The following is a 17,060-nucleotide window of genomic DNA, read 5'->3' as shown; positions in this document are numbered from 1 at the left end:
CAAGGAGCGATCATGACGGGTATCACGCTGGCTGATGTGGCAAAACGCGCCGGGGTTTCAACCGCCACCGTATCAATGGTGCTGTGTAATAAAGGGCGGATCTCGCAACGGACCCGGGAGCGCGTACTTCAGGCGCTGGATGAATCGGGCTATGTTTACAATCAGACGGCAGCCAACCTGCGAAACCGCAGCAGTAATCAGGTGGGACTCCTGTTGCATGACATCACGAACCCTTTTTATGGCGAAATGACGGCAGGTCTAAGCCATGAGATGGAACGCCACGACCTTCTGCTGTTTCTGGCAAACAGCGAAGAGTCGTCCGAGCGACAGCAAAAGTTTGTGGATTCGCTGATGCGTAACAACGTCTGTGGCATGGTGCTGTGTGCCGCGCGAGAAACCCCGCAGGCCTTTTTCGATGGTCTTAAGCGACGCAATATTCCGGCAATTATGGTCGTGCGACCGCTAAGCGATCCGGACTTTGATTTTGTGGGAACCGATAACTTCCTTGGCACGCAAATGGCGACAGAGCATCTTCTGAGGATGGGGCATCGTCAGATTGCCTTTATCGGCGGTAGCCTGAATTCGGGGTCTCGCGCTCAGCGTATCGGCGGATTTACCAGTAAATTACTGGAGTATGGTGTGACGCCGAATCCCGAATGGATCGTCACCTCACAGGCAAGCCAGAGTGATGGCGCGCGCGTGGCGGAAGCGTTGTTGATGAACCATCCGCAGATTACCGCGGCAGTATGTTACCAGGACATTGTTGCCCTTGGCGTTATGCAGTGTTTACGCAAAATGGGACGCGAGCCGGGACGTCATTTTGCCCTGGTGGGCTTTGACGATATTACCGAGGCCGGGCTGGTACAGCCTGCACTGACTACCGTCTCCGTTGCCGCGAAGGAGATAGGACGTAAGGCCGGCGAACTGCTTTTCAGCCGGATACAGGGGAACCGGGAGCCGGCGAAACGCATTATTTTACCGCCCGCGCTGGTGGTCCGCGAATCATGCGGTTTTCGCTGAAGATTATGCCTTTTGCTGATATTTCTTCCTGTTTATCATTAAATTCTAATTATCGTCGTTTTCAGTTGGCAGCATCTGCAAAGGCTGGTTAATCTGAAAACGGTTTACATCATTTTAACGTAAGAGAATAACTATGCATGATGCACAGATCCGTGTCGCCATTGCGGGCGCGGGTGGACGTATGGGTCGCCAGCTGATTCAGGCGGCACTACAGATGGATGGCGTGGCACTGGGCGCGGCGCTGGAGCGTGACGGCTCATCGTTGCTTGGCGCTGACGCGGGTGAGCTGGCGGGCGCGGGTAAGACAGGCGTTACCGTGCAGAGCAGCCTGGAGGCGGTAAAAGATGACTTTGATGTGTTCATCGATTTTACCCGTCCGGAAGGCACGCTCACGCATCTGGCATTTTGCCGTCAGCACGGTAAAGGAATGGTGATCGGCACCACCGGTTTTGATGATACCGGGAAGCAGGCCATTCAGGATGCCTCACACGAGATTGCGATTGTCTTCGCCGCAAACTTTAGCGTGGGGGTGAACGTCATGCTGAAGCTGCTGGAGAAGGCAGCGAAGGTCATGGGCAGTTATACCGACATTGAGATTGTTGAAGCGCACCATCGTTATAAAGTCGACGCGCCATCCGGTACGGCGCTGGCGATGGGGGAAGCGATTGCTCATGCACTGGATAAAGATTTGAAAGACTGCGCGGTCTACACCCGTGAAGGGCACACCGGTGAACGTGTTCCCGGCACGATTGGTTTTGCTACCGTCCGCGCGGGCGATATCGTCGGCGAACATACGGCGATGTTCGCCGATATTGGGGAACGCGTCGAGATTACGCATAAGGCATCCAGCCGGATGACGTTTGCAAATGGCGCTGTACGCTCCGCCTTGTGGTTAAAAGGCAAGAAAGAGGGTCTTTTTGATATGCGAGATGTGCTCGATCTCAACAATTTGTAATCGTTATTACCCATCGTGATGTGGTTATTGCAGTCGTAAGGCTTTGATTGCATAGGGCAATATTTTATTGCCCTTTTATTTTATGTATTTCATGGTAATTTTATTAATTTGCACACTAAAGTTCATCTCTTCCACGTGTTTTGTGTTATCTGAATGTAAATTTTGACCGTCTGGTCCACTTTTTGATGCCATGAAGCGGCCTTTCCCATTAAACTTGCCGCGCAAGCGTTTTCCGCAGTGATTTACCTGATCTTTTTGCCGCTTAAGCTCTCCTGGCTCTCTCAGGCTCGCAAAAGAATATGACAAATCTCCGTTTTAAGTTGACTTTTAGCCACCAAATCCCCAGAATGCCGCCGTTTGCCAAAAATCCGCTGGCAACACATTTGCATTGATTCATGACGCGGTTATGAATTAATATGCAAATAAAGTGAGTGAATATTCTCTGGAGGGTGTTTTGATTAAGTCAGCGCTATTGGTTCTGGAAGACGGAACCCAGTTTATCGGTCGGGCCATAGGGGCAACGGGTTCGGCGGTTGGGGAAGTCGTTTTCAATACTTCAATGACCGGTTATCAAGAAATCCTCACTGATCCTTCCTATTCTCGCCAAATCGTTACTCTTACTTATCCTCATATCGGCAATGTCGGCACCAATGCTGCTGACGAAGAATCCTCTCAGGTACATGCGCAAGGCCTGGTCATTCGCGACCTGCCGCTGATTGCCAGCAACTACCGCAATACCGAGGACCTCTCTTCCTACCTGAAGCGCCATAACATCGTGGCGATTGCTGATATCGATACCCGTAAGCTGACGCGTCTGCTGCGCGAGAAGGGTGCACAAAACGGTTGTATCATCGCAGGAGATAACCTCGATGCAGCCCTGGCGCTGGAAAAAGCGAAAGCTTTCCCGGGTCTGAACGGCATGGACCTGGCGAAAGAAGTGACCACAGCAGAAGCCTATAGCTGGACGCAGGGAAGCTGGACGCTGGCGGGAGACCTGCCGGAAGCGAAAAAAGAGAGCGACCTGCCATTCCACGTGGTGGCGTACGATTTTGGTGCCAAGCGCAACATCCTGCGTATGCTGGTCGACCGCGGCTGCCGCCTGACGGTTGTCCCGGCGAAAACCTCTGCTGAAGAGGTACTGAAGATGAATCCGGACGGTATCTTCCTGTCCAACGGTCCTGGCGACCCGGCACCGTGCGATTACGCTATCGACGCCATCAAATCCTTCCTGGAAACCGATATCCCGGTATTCGGCATCTGTCTGGGTCATCAGCTGCTGGCGCTGGCGAGCGGTGCCAATACCGTGAAGATGAAGTTCGGTCACCACGGTGGGAACCACCCGGTGAAAGATATCGATAACAACACGGTAATGATTACGGCACAGAACCACGGCTTCGCAGTGGATGAGGCGTCAATGCCTGCTAACCTGCGCGTGACCCACAAGTCTCTGTTCGATGGCACCCTGCAGGGGATTCATCGTACCGATAAGCCAGCGTTCAGCTTCCAGGGTCACCCTGAAGCCAGCCCGGGCCCGCACGATGCCGCGCCGCTGTTCGATCACTTCATCGAACTTATTGAGCAATACCGTAAGACCGCTAAATAATCAGGAGCCGAGAAGACCATGCCAAAACGTACAGACATAAAAAGCATCCTGATCCTTGGCGCTGGCCCGATTGTGATCGGCCAGGCCTGCGAATTCGACTACTCCGGTGCCCAGGCGTGTAAAGCCCTGCGCGAAGAGGGTTACCGCGTTATTCTGGTGAACTCTAACCCGGCCACCATCATGACCGACCCGGAAATGGCTGATGCAACCTACATCGAGCCGATTCACTGGGAAGTGGTACGCAAAATCATCGAAAAAGAGCGTCCGGACGCGGTTCTGCCTACCATGGGCGGCCAGACGGCGCTGAACTGCGCGCTGGAGCTGGAGCGTCAGGGCGTGCTGGAAGAGTTCGGCGTGACCATGATTGGTGCGACAGCCGATGCCATTGATAAAGCTGAAGACCGTCGTCGCTTCGACGTGGCGATGAAGAAAATCGGCCTCGACACCGCGCGTTCCGGTATCGCACATACCATGGAAGAAGCGCTGGCTGTTGCGGCTGACGTTGGTTATCCGTGCATCATCCGTCCATCCTTCACCATGGGTGGCACCGGCGGCGGTATCGCCTACAACCGCGAAGAGTTCGAAGAGATTTGTGAACGCGGTCTGGATCTCTCCCCCACCAAAGAGCTGCTGATTGATGAATCGCTGATTGGCTGGAAAGAGTACGAGATGGAAGTGGTGCGTGATAAAAACGACAACTGCATCATCGTCTGCTCCATCGAAAACTTCGATGCGATGGGTATCCACACCGGCGACTCCATCACCGTAGCGCCAGCCCAGACGCTGACCGACAAAGAGTATCAAATCATGCGTAACGCCTCGATGGCGGTACTGCGTGAAATCGGCGTAGAAACGGGTGGCTCTAACGTTCAGTTTGCCGTGAACCCGAAAAACGGTCGCCTGATTGTTATCGAAATGAACCCGCGTGTTTCTCGTTCCTCCGCGCTGGCCTCGAAAGCCACCGGCTTCCCGATTGCGAAAGTGGCCGCGAAACTGGCGGTGGGATATACCCTCGATGAGCTGATGAACGACATCACCGGTGGCCGCACTCCAGCGTCCTTCGAGCCGTCCATCGACTACGTCGTGACCAAGATCCCTCGCTTTAACTTCGAGAAGTTCGCTGGCGCAAACGACCGTCTGACCACGCAGATGAAATCTGTTGGCGAAGTGATGGCGATTGGGCGTACTCAGCAGGAATCCCTGCAGAAAGCGCTGCGCGGCCTGGAAGTGGGAGCCACGGGTTTTGACCCGAAAGTGAGCCTGGAAGACCCTGAAGCGCTGACCAAAATTCGCCGCGAGCTGAAGGACGCAGGCGCAGAGCGTATCTGGTACATCGCCGATGCGTTCCGTGCGGGCCTCTCTGTTGATGGCGTGTTCAACCTGACCAACATCGACCGCTGGTTCCTGGTGCAGATTGAAGAGCTGGTACGTCTGGAAGAAAGAGTCGCGGACCTGGGTATCAATGGCCTGGACGCTGACTTCCTGCGCGTACTGAAGCGTAAAGGCTTCGCCGATGCGCGTCTGGCCAAACTGGCGGGCGTACGTGAAGCGGAAATCCGCAAGCTGCGTGACCAGTATGACCTGCACCCGGTCTACAAACGCGTGGATACCTGTGCAGCGGAGTTCGCGACCGACACCGCTTACATGTACTCCACGTATGAAGATGAGTGTGAAGCGAATCCGTCCGTCGACCGCGACAAGATTATGGTGCTGGGCGGCGGTCCTAACCGTATCGGCCAGGGCATCGAGTTTGACTACTGCTGCGTTCACGCCTCCCTGGCACTGCGCGAAGACGGTTACGAGACCATCATGGTCAACTGTAACCCGGAAACCGTGTCGACCGACTACGATACCTCCGACCGCCTCTACTTTGAGCCGGTAACGCTGGAAGATGTGCTGGAAATCGTGCGTATCGAGAAGCCTAAAGGCGTAATCGTGCAATACGGTGGCCAGACCCCACTGAAACTGGCGCGTGCGCTGGAAGCCGCTGGTGTGCCGGTAATCGGTACCAGCCCGGATGCAATCGACCGTGCAGAAGACCGTGAGCGTTTCCAGCAGGCGGTTGACCGTCTGAAGCTGAAACAGCCGGCCAATGCCACCGTCACCGCTATCGAGATGGCTGTTGAGAAGGCGAAAGAGATTGGCTACCCGCTGGTGGTACGTCCTTCCTACGTGCTGGGCGGCCGCGCGATGGAAATCGTCTACGACGAAGCTGACCTGCGTCGCTACTTCCAGACGGCAGTGAGCGTGTCCAACGATGCGCCGGTTCTGCTCGACCGCTTCCTCGACGATGCCGTTGAAGTGGATGTGGATGCCATCTGTGACGGCGAAATGGTGCTGATTGGCGGTATCATGGAGCACATCGAACAGGCAGGCGTTCACTCCGGTGACTCCGCATGTTCCCTGCCAGCGTACACCCTGAGCCAGGAAATTCAGGACGTGATGCGCCAGCAGGTGCAGAAGCTGGCCTTCGAACTGCAGGTTCGCGGTCTGATGAACGTCCAGTTCGCTGTCAAAGACAACGAAGTCTACCTGATTGAAGTGAACCCGCGTGCAGCACGTACCGTACCGTTCGTCTCTAAAGCTACCGGTGTTCCGCTGGCGAAAGTGGCGGCGCGCGTGATGGCGGGCCAGACGCTGGCACAGCAGGGCGTGACGAAAGAAATTATCCCACCGTACTACTCGGTGAAAGAAGTGGTACTGCCGTTCAACAAATTCCCGGGCGTCGACCCGCTGTTAGGGCCAGAAATGCGTTCTACCGGGGAAGTGATGGGCGTGGGCCGCACCTTCGCAGAAGCGTTCGCGAAGGCGCAGTTAGGCAGTAACTCCACCATGAAAAAATCTGGCCGTGCGCTGCTCTCTGTTCGCGAAGGCGATAAAGAGCGCGTGGTTGACCTGGCGGCTAAGCTGCTGAAACAGGGCTTCGAGCTGGATGCAACCCACGGCACGGCCATTGTGCTGGGTGAAGCGGGCATTAATCCGCGTCTGGTGAACAAGGTGCATGAAGGTCGTCCGCACATTCAGGATCGCATCAAGAATGGCGAATACACCTACATCATTAACACCACCGCAGGTCGTCAGGCGATTGAAGACTCCAAGCTGATTCGCCGCAGCGCGCTGCAGTACAAAGTGCATTACGACACTACCCTGAACGGTGGTTTCGCCACCGCGATGGCACTGAACGCTGATGCCACCGAGAAGGTGATTTCCGTTCAGGAAATGCACGCCCAGATTAACAAGTAAGCCAACATACCCGGCAGTATTCGCTGCCGGGTATTATTCCCACCTTCAGAACCTTCTGGTTTTCCAACCGCATTCAGTCAGTTAGCCTAAAATGGTTAGGTCGATAACGAAATTCAACTGAGAGCAGGGGAAAACACCATGCAAAATAAACTTCTGATCGCGTCCGTTCTGGCTGCCACCGCCATGTTTACCGTTGCGGGCTGTTCATCTAATCAGGCAGTAAAAACCACGGATGGCCGTACGATAGTGACTGACGGTAAGCCGCAGGTCGATGATGACACCGGTCTGGTTTCCTATAAAAACGCCGAAACGGGTCAAACTGAACAGATCAACCGTGACCAGGTGAAATCCATGGGCGAACTGGATAACTAGTTCAGATTTCTGACGTTAGCCCGTCAATAATATTCACTATTAGCCTGTTGAATTACTGACTACACTCTTTTGGTAAAAGAAGGCAGTAAAACAACAGGCTAATTAATGATTCTGATAATTTACGCACATCCGTATCCGCATCACTCGCATGCAAATAAACGGATGCTTGAGCAGGTAAGGACGCTTGATAACGTAGAGATACGTTCCCTCTATCAACTTTATCCCGATTTTAATATCGATATCGCCGCCGAACAGGAGGCGCTCTCTCGTGCCGATTTAATTATCTGGCAGCATCCGATGCAATGGTACAGCACCCCTCCGCTCCTCAAACTGTGGATCGATAAAGTCTTTTCCCACGGCTGGGCGTATGGCCACAACGGTCACGCGCTTAAAGGTAAAAGCCTGATGTGGGCCGTGACCACCGGCGGGGGAGAAAGCCACTTCGATATTGGTGCTTTCCCGGGCTTTGAGGTGCTGTCACAGCCGCTGCAGGCGACGGCGCTCTATTGTGGGCTCAACTGGCTCCCTCCTTTTGCGATGCACTGTACGTTCGTTTGCGATGATGAGACGTTGCAGGCGCAGGCACGCCATTATAAACAACGGTTACTTGAGTGGCAGGAGGCGAACAATGGATAGCCATACGCTGATACAGGCGCTGATTTACCTCGGCGCGGCTGCGCTGATTGTGCCCGTGGCGGTACGTCTGGGGCTGGGTTCGGTGCTGGGTTACCTCATTGCCGGCTGTGTCATTGGACCGTGGGGCTTCCGTCTGGTGACCGATGCCGAGGCGATTCTCCATTTCGCTGAGATCGGCGTCGTGCTGATGCTGTTTGTAATTGGCCTGGAGCTGGATCCCCGGCGGTTATGGAAACTGCGTGCTTCGGTATTTGGTGGGGGAGCCTTGCAGATGGTGGCCTGTGGTCTGCTGCTGGGCGGGTTCTGTATCCTGCTGGGCATGGACTGGAAAGTCGCGACACTCATCGGCCTGACGCTGGCACTCTCCTCTACGGCCATTGCCATGCAGGCAATGAACGAGCGCAACCTGACGGTCTCTCAGATGGGGCGCAGCGCGTTTTCGGTGCTGCTGTTCCAGGATATTGCCGCCATCCCGCTGGTGGCGATGATCCCGCTGCTGGCCGCAAGCGGTGCCTCAACGACCATGGGGGCTTTTGCGCTTTCCGCGCTGAAAGTGGTTGGTGCCCTGGCGCTGGTTATTCTGCTTGGCCGCTACGTGACCCGTCCGTTGCTGCGCTTTGTCGCTCGCTCCGGCCTGCGTGAAGTTTTCAGTGCCGTTGCGCTGTTCCTGGTGTTTGGCTTTGGTTTTCTGCTCGAGGAAGCCGGCCTATCGATGGCTATGGGGGCGTTCCTGGCAGGGGTGCTGCTGGCCAGCTCTGAATATCGCCATGCGCTGGAAAGTGATATCGAGCCGTTTAAGGGATTATTGCTGGGGCTGTTTTTCATCGGCGTGGGGATGTCTATCGACTTTGGCACGCTGGTAACGCATCCGCTGCGGATCCTCATCCTGCTGGCCGGTTTCCTGGTCATTAAGATGGGCATGCTGTGGCTGATAGCGCGTCCATTAACGGTGCCTAACAAGCAGTGTCGTTGGTTTGCCGTACTGCTGGGGCAGGGGAGTGAGTTTGCATTCGTGGTCTTTGGCGCGGCGCAGATGGCCAACGTACTGGATGCTGAGTGGGCGAAAGCGCTGACGCTTGCCGTCGCACTGTCGATGGCCGCAACGCCTGTTCTGCTGGTGGTGCTGGCGCGTCTGGAAAAAACGGGGAGCGAGCAAGAACGCGAAGCCGACGAGATCGACGAGGAGCAGCCACGGGTGATCATCGCCGGGTTTGGTCGCTTCGGGCAGATCGTGGGCCGTTTGCTGTTGTCGAGCGGGGTCAAAATGGTGATCCTCGACCACGATCCCGACCATGTTGAAACCCTGCGGAAATTCGACATGAAAGTGTTTTACGGGGATGCAACGCGTGTCGATCTGCTGGAATCCGCCGGGGCGGCGAAAGCGGAAGTGTTGATTAACGCGATCGACGATCCGGAGACCAGCATGCAGATGGTGGAGCTGGTCAAGGAACACTTCCCCGAGCTGACCATTATCTCTCGCGCCCGCGATGTGGATCACTACATCCGGCTGCGTCAGGCAGGGGTGGAGGCGCCAGAGCGTGAAACGTTCGAAGGTGCGCTCAAGTCTGGCCGGATGGCGCTGGAAAATCTGGGGCTAGGTGCCTATGAAGCACGTGAACGTGCGGACCTGTTCCGCCGCTTTAACACCGAGATGGTGGAAGAGATGGCGGCAATGGCGGGCAGCACAGCCACCGAGCGTGCAGCGGTGTTCAAACGCACCAGCGCGATGCTGACGGAAATCATTAACGAGGACCGCAATCACCTGTCGCTTATCCAGCGTCACGGCTGGCAGGGCACGGAAGAGGGCAAGCATACCGGCGATCCGGCGGACGAACCGGAGAGTAAACCTTCCGCGTGAAGTGGAGTTGCCAGCAATATTAAAAAATTTCTCTATCTTTACTCAGCCGCCAGTCGACGAAAGATTAAGCTTTCCGTATAGTGGCGGCAATTTTTTGCATCCGGGAAATTTTCAATGATCAGTCTGATTGCAGCGCTGGCGGTGGACCGTGTTATCGGTATGGAAAATGCCATGCCGTGGAACCTGCCTGCCGATCTCGCATGGTTTAAACGTACTACGTTAAACAAGCCGGTAGTGATGGGCCGCCTGACCTGGGAGTCGATTGGTCGTCCATTACCGGGCCGTAAAAATATCGTTATCAGTAGCCAGCCTGGCACTGACGATCGCGTCGAATGGGTAAAGTCCGTAGACGAGGCCATTGCCGCATGCGGTAATGCCGAGGAGATCATGGTGATTGGCGGTGGGCGTGTGTACGAACAGTTCCTGCCTAAAGCACAGAAGCTGTATCTGACCCACATTGATGCGGAAGTGGAAGGGGATACGCATTTCCCGGACTACGATCCTGATGAGTGGGAATCTGTCTTCAGTGAATTCCACGACGCGGATGCGCAGAACTCCCACAGCTACTGCTTCGAAATTCTGGAACGTCGCTAAGTGAATGTCCCTCTCCCGTCCGGGGGAGGGAAATCCTCATCAGGAGGCAACGGCCTCGTCTTCCCCTAAGTCCAGCTGTCGGTTGGATGGCTGAACAAAGTACGTTTTATCTTCCCAGCGCAAGCAGGTTAACTCCCCACCCCAGCAGCAGCCGGTATCGAGACCGTAGATCCCCTCCGGTGTGCCTTTTCCTTCAAGCGACGCCCAGTGGCCAAACACCACGTTATAGGCGTTGGTCACCGGACCGGGAATGGCAAACCACGGTTTAAGAGGCGCAGGGGCGCTTTCCGGTGTCTCTTTGCAATACATATCCAGCTGCCCGTTCGGGAAGCAAAAACGCATGCGGGTGAAAGCGTTCGTAATAAAGCGCAGGCGGGCCAGACCGCTAAGATCTTCGCTCCAGTGATTCGGCATATCGCCGTACATCGCGTCGAGGAAGAAAGGATACGAGTCGCTTGCCAGCACCGCTTCAACGTCACGCGCACAGGTTTTCGCCGTCTCAAGATCCCACTGAGGGGTGATCCCGGCATGCGCCATGACCAGTTTTTTCTCTTCATCGATCTGCAGCAGCGGCTGGCGGCGTAGCCAGTTGATGAGAACATCCGCGTCCGGGGCTTCCAGCAAAGGCGAGAGACGATCTTTGGGTTTGTTGCGACTGATCCCGGCAAAGACGGCCAGCAAATGCAGATCGTGATTGCCCAGTACCATGCGCACGCTGTCGCCCAGTGATTTGACGAAGCGTAGAACGTCCAGCGAGCCAGGGCCACGCGCCACTAAATCGCCCGTCAGCCAGAGCGTATCTTGTCCAGGCGTAAAGTCGACCTGTTTTAACAATGCGATCAGTTCATCGTAGCAACCGTGAACGTCGCCAATCAGATATGTAGACATTAGATTAATGAATGAGTGTTGTAACGGCGAGACGGAACACAGGAATAGCAACGCGGAACACATTGCCATCAACGTCGACCATTTCGTAATGGCCCTGCATGGTACCCAGCGGCGTTTCGATCACGGCACCGCTGGTATATTGATACTCTTCGCCAGGGTCGATGTGGGGCTGTTCACCAACCACACCTTCACCCTGAACTTCGATTTCGCGGCCGTTGCCGTTGGTGATAAGCCAGTAGCGCCCAAGCAGTTGCACAGGCATCCGCCCCAGATTGCGAATGGTCACGGTGTAAGCGAAGACAAAACGTTCTTCATCCGGTGAGGACTGGGATTCAACATAAACGCTTTGTACATGGACACATACGCGGGGCGAATCAATCATGGCTTAACTCTCCTTCGGCGGCGCATTTTCGCTGATGTAATTAGCCAGCTTGCAGTACTGTTCTACGGAAATATTTTCTGCACGCATTGCCGGGTCAATACCCAACTCAGTCAGCACTTCAACGGTAAACAGATTGCCCAGGCTGTTACGGATCGTTTTACGGCGCTGGTTAAAGGCTTCCGTAGTAATGCGGCTCAGCACGCGCAGGTCTTTCACCGGGTACGGCATTATTTTATGCGGTACAAGACGCACTACCGCAGAGTCCACTTTTGGTGGCGGCGTAAAGGCAGTTGGCGGTACTTCGAGCACCGGGATCACGTTGCAGAAATATTGTGCCATCACGCTCAAACGACCATACGCTTTACTGTTCGGCCCTGCAACCAGACGGTTAACCACCTCTTTTTGCAACATGAAGTGCATGTCGGCAATGGCATCAGTATAGCTAAACAGGTGGAACATTAGCGGTGTGGAGATGTTGTACGGCAGGTTGCCGAACACGCGCAGCGGTTGGCCCATTTTCTCCGACAGCTCACCAAAGTTCATGGTCATGGCATCCTGCTGATAAATCGTCAGCTTTGGCCCCAGGAACGGATGAGTTTGCAGGCGTGCGGCGAGATCGCGGTCGAGTTCGATAACGGTCAGTTCGTCCAGGCGTTCGCCTACGGGTTCAGTCAGAGCGGCAAGACCCGGGCCGATTTCGACCATAGCCTGACCTTTCTGCGGATTAATGGCAGACACGATACTGTCGATCACGAACTGATCGTTGAGGAAGTTTTGCCCGAAGCGTTTTCGGGCTAAGTGGCCCTGATGGACTCGATTAGTCATTGAGTATTAACAATCATTTTGATGGCGAGATTAAGCGCCGTAATAAAACTGCCGACATCCGCTTTCCCCTGGCCTGCCAGATCCAGCGCAGTACCGTGGTCAACGGACGTTCGAATAAAAGGTAAACCGAGGGTGATATTCACCCCGCGGCCAAAGCCCTGGTATTTTAGCACGGGCAGGCCTTGATCGTGGTACATCGCGAGCACGGCGTCCGCATTATCCAGGTATTTTGGCTGGAAAAGGGTATCGGCAGGCAACGGTCCGCTTAAGTTCATCCCTTTTGCCCGCATTTCTTCAAGCACCGGAATAATGGTGTCGATCTCTTCGGTTCCCATATGTCCGCCTTCACCGGCGTGCGGGTTCAGCCCGCAGACCAGCACATGCGGCTGTTTGATGCCGAATTTGGTTTGCAGGTCGTGATGCAGGATCCCGATGATCTCCCGTAAAAGAGACGGAGTAATGGCATCCGGAATGGCCCTGATGGGCAAATGGGTCGTCACGAGGGCAACGCGCATTGCTTCTGTCGCCAGCATCATGACCACTTTCGGGCTGTGCGAGCGCTCTTCAAAGAACTCCGTGTGCCCGGTAAACGGTATCCCCGCCTCGTTGATAACGCCTTTGTGCACGGGACCGGTGATCAGGGCGGCAAATTCGCCCTTCAGGCAACCGTCGCAGGCACGCGCCAGCGTCTCTACAACATAGTGGCCGTTTTCGGTACTGAGCTGACCCGGGATGACGGGAGTACGAAGTGGAACAGGAAGAAGCGTAAGCGTGCCGGCTTGCTGTGGTGCAGGCTGCTGGCCTTCAACGTAGGGGATGAGCGTTAAAGGCAGACCGAGCAGCGTTGCCCGGTCTTGTAACAGTGTTGCATCAGCGCAGACAACCAGTTCCACCGGCCAGCTGCGCTGGGCGAGCTGGACAACGAGGTCAGGCCCAATCCCGGCAGGTTCGCCGGGAGTGATCACAACACGATGCTGTTTCATTAGTTGCTCAGTACTTTCACATAAGCGCTGGCGCGTTGTTCCTGCATCCAGGTTGCTGCTTCTTCAGAGAACTTACGGTTAAACAGCATGCGGTAGGCTCTGTCTTTCTGCGCCGCGTCCGTTTTATCAACATTGCGGGTATCCAACAGTTCGATCAGATGCCAGCCGAAGGAGGAGTGCACCGGGGCGCTCATCTGGCCTTTGTTCAGCTTCATCAGTGCGTCACGGAACGCAGGATCGTAGATATCCGCGGCCGCCCAGCCCAGATCGCCGCCCTGATTAGCAGAGCCGGGATCCTGAGAGAACTCTTTCGCGGCATTCGCAAACGAGGTTTTTCCGCTCTTAATGTCTGCAGCAATCTGTTGCAGTTTCACGCGCGCCTGATCGTCAGTCATGATAGGTGACGGCTTGAGGAGAATATGGCGAGCGTGAACTTCGGTAACCGAAATGTTCTGACTCTGACCGCGCAGATCGTTCACTTTCAGGATGTGGAAGCCCACGCCTGAACGGATGGGACCCACGATGTCACCTTTCTTCGCCGTGCTCAGCGCCTGGGCAAAGATGGAAGGCAGCTCCTGGATACGTCCCCAGCCCATCTGGCCGCCTTTCAGCGCCTGTTGGTCAGCGGAGTAGGTGATGGCCAGTTTGCCAAAGTCACCGCCGTTACGTGCCTGCTCGACAATCGAACGCGCCTGGCTTTCAGCTTCCGCAGCCTGGTCGGAGGTTGGGTTCTCTGGCAGCGGGATCAGAATGTGGCTCAGGTTCAGTTCGGTGCTGGCGTCGTTCTGGTTACCCACCTGTTTTGCCAGCGCGTCCACTTCCTGAGGCAGGATCGTGACGCGGCGACGGACTTCATTGTTACGCACTTCCGAAATCAGCATCTCTTTACGGATCTGATTACGGTACGTTGCATAGCTGATGCCATCATAGGCCAGACGGCTGCGCATCTGGTCCAGGCTCATGTTGTTCTGCTTCGCGATGTTAGCAATGGCCTGATCGAGCTGCTCGTCAGTGACCTTCACACCCATTTTCTGACCCATTTGCAGGACAATCTGATCCATGATCAGACGTTCCAGGATCTGATGGCGCAGGGTAGCGTCATCCGGAAGTTGCTGACCTGCTTCACCCGAATTGAGCTTCACAGATTTCATCAAACCGTCAACGTCGCTTTCGAGCACGACGCCGTTGTTAACCACAGCGGCGACCTTATCAACAACCTGGGGGGCCGCGAAGCTGGTATTCGCAACCATAGCGACACCGAGCAGCAGCGTTTTCCAGTTCTTCATACTTTTTCCATTTCAATTAACCGCAAAGCGGATTACGTTGCAAATTAAGCACATTACAAGGAACTGCGGTACGGCAGAATGTTCGAGCGCAGCATCTGCTGCGTGCCCAGGCCGTAGTTGGAGCTCAGGCCGCGCAGTTCGACATTAAAGCCAATCACGTTATCGTATTTGCCCTGTTCATTCTTGGTATCCCAGCCGTTAAGCTTACGTTCGTAACCGACACGTAGCGCGTAGCAGCAGGAGTTATATTGCAGACCAACCATCTGGTCAGCAGGTTTACTGGTGTTGGTGTCAAAGTAGTAAGCACCGACGATTGACCAGCGATCGGCGATTGGCCAGCTCGCTGCGCCACCCACCTGCGAGATGCCGTCTTTGTACTGATCCGTATTCGCATAGTTTGGCAACGTGGCCTGAATATATTCCGGGCTGGCGTAACGATAGGTCAACTGCAGCATACGGTCTTCATCACGACGGTATTCAATCGCCGCACTGCTTGTCGCAACGTTGTTGAGACGCGTATCGTACTGCACACCCCCGCGTAAACCCCAGCGATCGGTCATACGCCAGTAAGTATCACCCGCCCACACCAGAGAACCCGTTTTGTTGTCTTTTTCCCAGTTAATGTCGTCATCACCGGTCCGGGACTCGGTGAAATAGTAGATTTGACCAACAGAAACGTTAAAACGTTCAACGGCGGCATCATCATAAACGCGCGTTGTGACGCCGGTCGTTAACTGGTTTGCTGACGCAATACGGTCGAGGCCACCGTAGGTACGGTCGCGGAACAGACCGCTGTAGTCAGACTGCAGGAATGAGGAGTCATAGTTCTGAATGTTGCTCTGATCGCGATACGGGACGTACAGATACTGCATACGTGGCTCAAGCGTCTGGGTATAACCCTCCGCCAGAAGACCCATATCGCGTTCGAAGATCAGTTTGCCGTCCATTTTGAACTGCGGCAGGACGCGGTTCACGGATTCTTCGAGATCGGTGCCGTAACGGTTGTTATACCAGTCGAGATTCTTCTGCTGGTAATGGGTGGCCATCAGTTTGGCCTCGGTATTCAGGCTCGACCAGTCATTTGACACCGGCAAATTGATGGTTGGCTCGAGGTGAACACGCGTGGATTCCGGCATATCCGAGTTGGTGTTAACGAAGTGCACGGCCTGGGCGTACACGCGGGTGTCAAACGGACCAACATCGTTCTGGTACCAGTTAACGTCCAACTGCGGTTCTGCACCGTAAGTACTTGTGTTCTGGCTGCTAAAGACCTGGAACTGCTTGGTAGAGACCGTAGCGTCGAAGTTCTGAATAGCGTACCCCACGCTGAATTTCTGCGTGGCGTAGCCATCGGTACTGGACCCGTATTTGGAGTCAAAGTCGTTGAAATAGTAAGGGTCGCTGACTTTGGTGTAGTCGACGTTAAACCGCCAGACCTGGTCCATCACCCCGGCATGTTTCCAGTAGAACAACCAGCGATGTTTATCACCTTCTGTTGGATGCTCATCCTGGAAGACTTTATCCGACGGCAGATAATCCAGTTCCATCAGGCCAGTACCCGCCTGCGTCAGGTAGCGGAACTCGTTTTCCCACATAACGTTGCCGCGCTTATGGATATAGTGCGGCGTGATCGTGGCGTCCATGTTGGGCGCGATGTTCCAGTAATACGGCAGATAGAACTCAAAGTAGTTCGTGGTGCTGTATTTGGCATTCGGGATCAGGAAACCTGAGCGGCGTTTGTCACCCACAGGAAGCTGCAGGTAAGGGCTGTAGAAAACGGGTACCGGACCGAGCTTGAAGCGGGCGTTCCAGATCTCGGCAACCTGCTCTTCACGGTCATGGATGACTTCACTTCCGACCACGCTCCAGGTATTAGACCCGGGCAGACAGGACGTGAAGGAGCCGTTTTCGAGAATCGTATAGCGGTTTTCGCCGCGCTGTTTCATCAGGTCTGCATCACCGCGCCCCTGGCGACCTACCATCTGGTAATCACCTTCCCAGACGTTAGTGTCTTTGGTATTCAGGTTTGACCAGGCTTTCGGACCTTTCAGGATGACCTGATTGTCGTCATAGTGCACATTACCCAGCGCATCCACCGTTCGTACCGGCTCGGCCGCACCTTCCGGCTGCTTCTGGTGTAATTGCACTTCATCTGCCTGCAGACGGCTGTTGCCCTGGTTAATATCCACATTGCCAGTAAATGTCGCATTGTCAGGATATGTGCCTTTAGAGCTATCGGCAGTAATGGTTACCGGCAAGCTATTCGTATCGCCCTTTACCAGTGGACGATTATAACTTGGGACGCCAAGCATACACTGCGAGGCGAGATCGGCCGCCAGTCCCTGTTGGCTGTACAGGGCGGTGCCAATCATTGTGGCCAGGAGGGTGGGGATACGTTTTTTCATACGTTGTATT

At 54.9% G+C, this 17,060-nt stretch carries 14 protein-coding genes; 8 read left to right on the top strand and 6 right to left on the bottom strand.

All coding sequences use genetic code 11. From position 1 onward, the window contains the following. The first annotated feature begins 12 nt into the window (after nt 1–12). From AM410_RS03470 to folA, 8 genes are all read left to right on the top strand, one after another. Nucleotides 13–1,020 carry a LacI family DNA-binding transcriptional regulator gene (locus tag AM410_RS03470; RefSeq protein WP_073397157.1) on the top strand — a complete coding sequence of 336 codons (1,008 nt, stop codon included), beginning with the start codon at nt 13–15 and terminating at the stop codon, nt 1,018–1,020. Between the two features lie 133 nt (nt 1,021–1,153). Then, nucleotides 1,154–1,975 (top strand): 4-hydroxy-tetrahydrodipicolinate reductase, encoded by an 822-nt coding sequence (dapB, locus tag AM410_RS03465; protein ID WP_073397159.1) that lies wholly within the window; start codon nt 1,154–1,156, stop codon nt 1,973–1,975. A 454-nt stretch (nt 1,976–2,429) separates the two neighbouring features. Further along, a complete protein-coding gene (gene carA, locus AM410_RS03460; protein WP_020882556.1) occupies nt 2,430–3,578 on the top strand; it encodes a glutamine-hydrolyzing carbamoyl-phosphate synthase small subunit in 1,149 nt (382 codons plus the stop codon). An 18-nt stretch (nt 3,579–3,596) separates the two neighbouring features. Next, entirely contained in the window at nt 3,597–6,821 is a 3,225-nt protein-coding gene (gene carB, locus AM410_RS03455; RefSeq protein ID WP_014168589.1) for a carbamoyl-phosphate synthase large subunit, read from the top strand. 138 nt (nt 6,822–6,959) lie between these two features. Next, on the top strand, nt 6,960–7,193 hold the full coding sequence (locus AM410_RS03450; RefSeq protein ID WP_010427047.1) for a YgdI/YgdR family lipoprotein: 234 nt from the start codon (nt 6,960–6,962) through the stop codon (nt 7,191–7,193). Between the two features lie 105 nt (nt 7,194–7,298). Next, nucleotides 7,299–7,829: a glutathione-regulated potassium-efflux system oxidoreductase KefF gene (gene kefF / locus AM410_RS03445; RefSeq protein WP_020882557.1), complete on the top strand. Its 531-nt coding sequence runs from the start codon at nt 7,299–7,301 to the stop codon at nt 7,827–7,829. Next, nucleotides 7,822–9,687: a glutathione-regulated potassium-efflux system protein KefC gene (gene kefC / locus AM410_RS03440; protein ID WP_073397161.1), complete on the top strand. Its 1,866-nt coding sequence runs from the start codon at nt 7,822–7,824 to the stop codon at nt 9,685–9,687. The genes kefF and kefC overlap by 8 nt, the downstream gene beginning before the upstream one ends. Nucleotides 9,688–9,801: 114 nt before the next feature. Further along, nucleotides 9,802–10,281 carry a type 3 dihydrofolate reductase gene (gene folA / locus AM410_RS03430; RefSeq protein WP_008502023.1) on the top strand — a complete coding sequence of 160 codons (480 nt, stop codon included), beginning with the start codon at nt 9,802–9,804 and terminating at the stop codon, nt 10,279–10,281. A 39-nt stretch (nt 10,282–10,320) separates the two neighbouring features. On the opposite strand, the gene apaH is transcribed toward folA, so the two are convergent. Genes apaH through lptD form a run of 6 tightly spaced genes read right to left on the bottom strand, consistent with a single transcriptional unit; the run spans nt 10,321 to nt 17,050 of the window. Further along, nucleotides 10,321–11,169 carry a bis(5'-nucleosyl)-tetraphosphatase (symmetrical) ApaH gene (gene apaH, locus AM410_RS03425; protein ID WP_025205445.1) on the bottom strand — a complete coding sequence of 283 codons (849 nt, stop codon included), beginning with the start codon at nt 11,167–11,169 and terminating at the stop codon, nt 10,321–10,323. 4 nt (nt 11,170–11,173) lie between these two features. Then, entirely contained in the window at nt 11,174–11,551 is a 378-nt protein-coding gene (gene apaG / locus AM410_RS03420; protein ID WP_014168594.1) for a Co2+/Mg2+ efflux protein ApaG, read from the bottom strand. Nucleotides 11,552–11,554: 3 nt separating this feature from the next. Continuing rightward, complete coding sequence (rsmA, locus tag AM410_RS03415) at nt 11,555–12,376, bottom strand: 16S rRNA (adenine(1518)-N(6)/adenine(1519)-N(6))-dimethyltransferase RsmA (protein ID WP_014168595.1); 822 nt, start codon at nt 12,374–12,376, stop codon at nt 11,555–11,557. After that, nucleotides 12,373–13,359 (bottom strand): 4-hydroxythreonine-4-phosphate dehydrogenase PdxA, encoded by a 987-nt coding sequence (gene pdxA / locus AM410_RS03410; RefSeq protein ID WP_020882559.1) that lies wholly within the window; start codon nt 13,357–13,359, stop codon nt 12,373–12,375. Before pdxA ends, rsmA begins: the two co-directional genes overlap by 4 nt. Beyond that, a complete protein-coding gene (gene surA, locus AM410_RS03405; RefSeq protein WP_014168597.1) occupies nt 13,359–14,645 on the bottom strand; it encodes a peptidylprolyl isomerase SurA in 1,287 nt (428 codons plus the stop codon). The genes pdxA and surA overlap by 1 nt, the downstream gene beginning before the upstream one ends. Nucleotides 14,646–14,698: 53 nt before the next feature. Then, the gene (gene lptD / locus AM410_RS03400) at nt 14,699–17,050 is read right to left on the bottom strand and encodes an LPS assembly protein LptD (protein WP_049023061.1); all 2,352 of its coding nucleotides are present in this window, start codon (nt 17,048–17,050) and stop codon (nt 14,699–14,701) included. Nucleotides 17,051–17,060: the final 10 nt, after the last annotated feature.

It is taken from the genome of Enterobacter cloacae complex sp. FDA-CDC-AR_0164 (assembly GCF_003071645.1).
Taxonomy (GTDB): Bacteria; Pseudomonadota; Gammaproteobacteria; order Enterobacterales; family Enterobacteriaceae; genus Enterobacter; species Enterobacter ludwigii.
This window is presented reverse-complemented; position numbering and strand designations above follow the sequence as displayed.

Excerpts from the sequence above, each read along its gene's own strand:
- folA (WP_008502023.1), top strand. The coding sequence starts at position 9,802 with ATGATCAGTCTGATTGCAGCGCTGGCGGTGGACCGTGTTATCGGTATG.
- apaH (WP_025205445.1), bottom strand. The coding sequence starts at position 11,169 with ATGTCTACATATCTGATTGGCGACGTTCACGGTTGCTACGATGAACTG.
- AM410_RS03470 (WP_073397157.1), top strand. The coding sequence starts at position 13 with ATGACGGGTATCACGCTGGCTGATGTGGCAAAACGCGCCGGGGTTTCA.
- pdxA (WP_020882559.1), bottom strand. The coding sequence starts at position 13,359 with ATGAAACAGCATCGTGTTGTGATCACTCCCGGCGAACCTGCCGGGATT.
- dapB (WP_073397159.1), top strand. The coding sequence starts at position 1,154 with ATGCATGATGCACAGATCCGTGTCGCCATTGCGGGCGCGGGTGGACGT.
- apaG (WP_014168594.1), bottom strand. The coding sequence starts at position 11,551 with ATGATTGATTCGCCCCGCGTATGTGTCCATGTACAAAGCGTTTATGTT.
- lptD (WP_049023061.1), bottom strand. The coding sequence starts at position 17,050 with ATGAAAAAACGTATCCCCACCCTCCTGGCCACAATGATTGGCACCGCC.
- rsmA (WP_014168595.1), bottom strand. The coding sequence starts at position 12,376 with ATGACTAATCGAGTCCATCAGGGCCACTTAGCCCGAAAACGCTTCGGG.
- kefF (WP_020882557.1), top strand. The coding sequence starts at position 7,299 with ATGATTCTGATAATTTACGCACATCCGTATCCGCATCACTCGCATGCA.
- AM410_RS03450 (WP_010427047.1), top strand. The coding sequence starts at position 6,960 with ATGCAAAATAAACTTCTGATCGCGTCCGTTCTGGCTGCCACCGCCATG.
- kefC (WP_073397161.1), top strand. The coding sequence starts at position 7,822 with ATGGATAGCCATACGCTGATACAGGCGCTGATTTACCTCGGCGCGGCT.
- carB (WP_014168589.1), top strand. The coding sequence starts at position 3,597 with ATGCCAAAACGTACAGACATAAAAAGCATCCTGATCCTTGGCGCTGGC.
- surA (WP_014168597.1), bottom strand. The coding sequence starts at position 14,645 with ATGAAGAACTGGAAAACGCTGCTGCTCGGTGTCGCTATGGTTGCGAAT.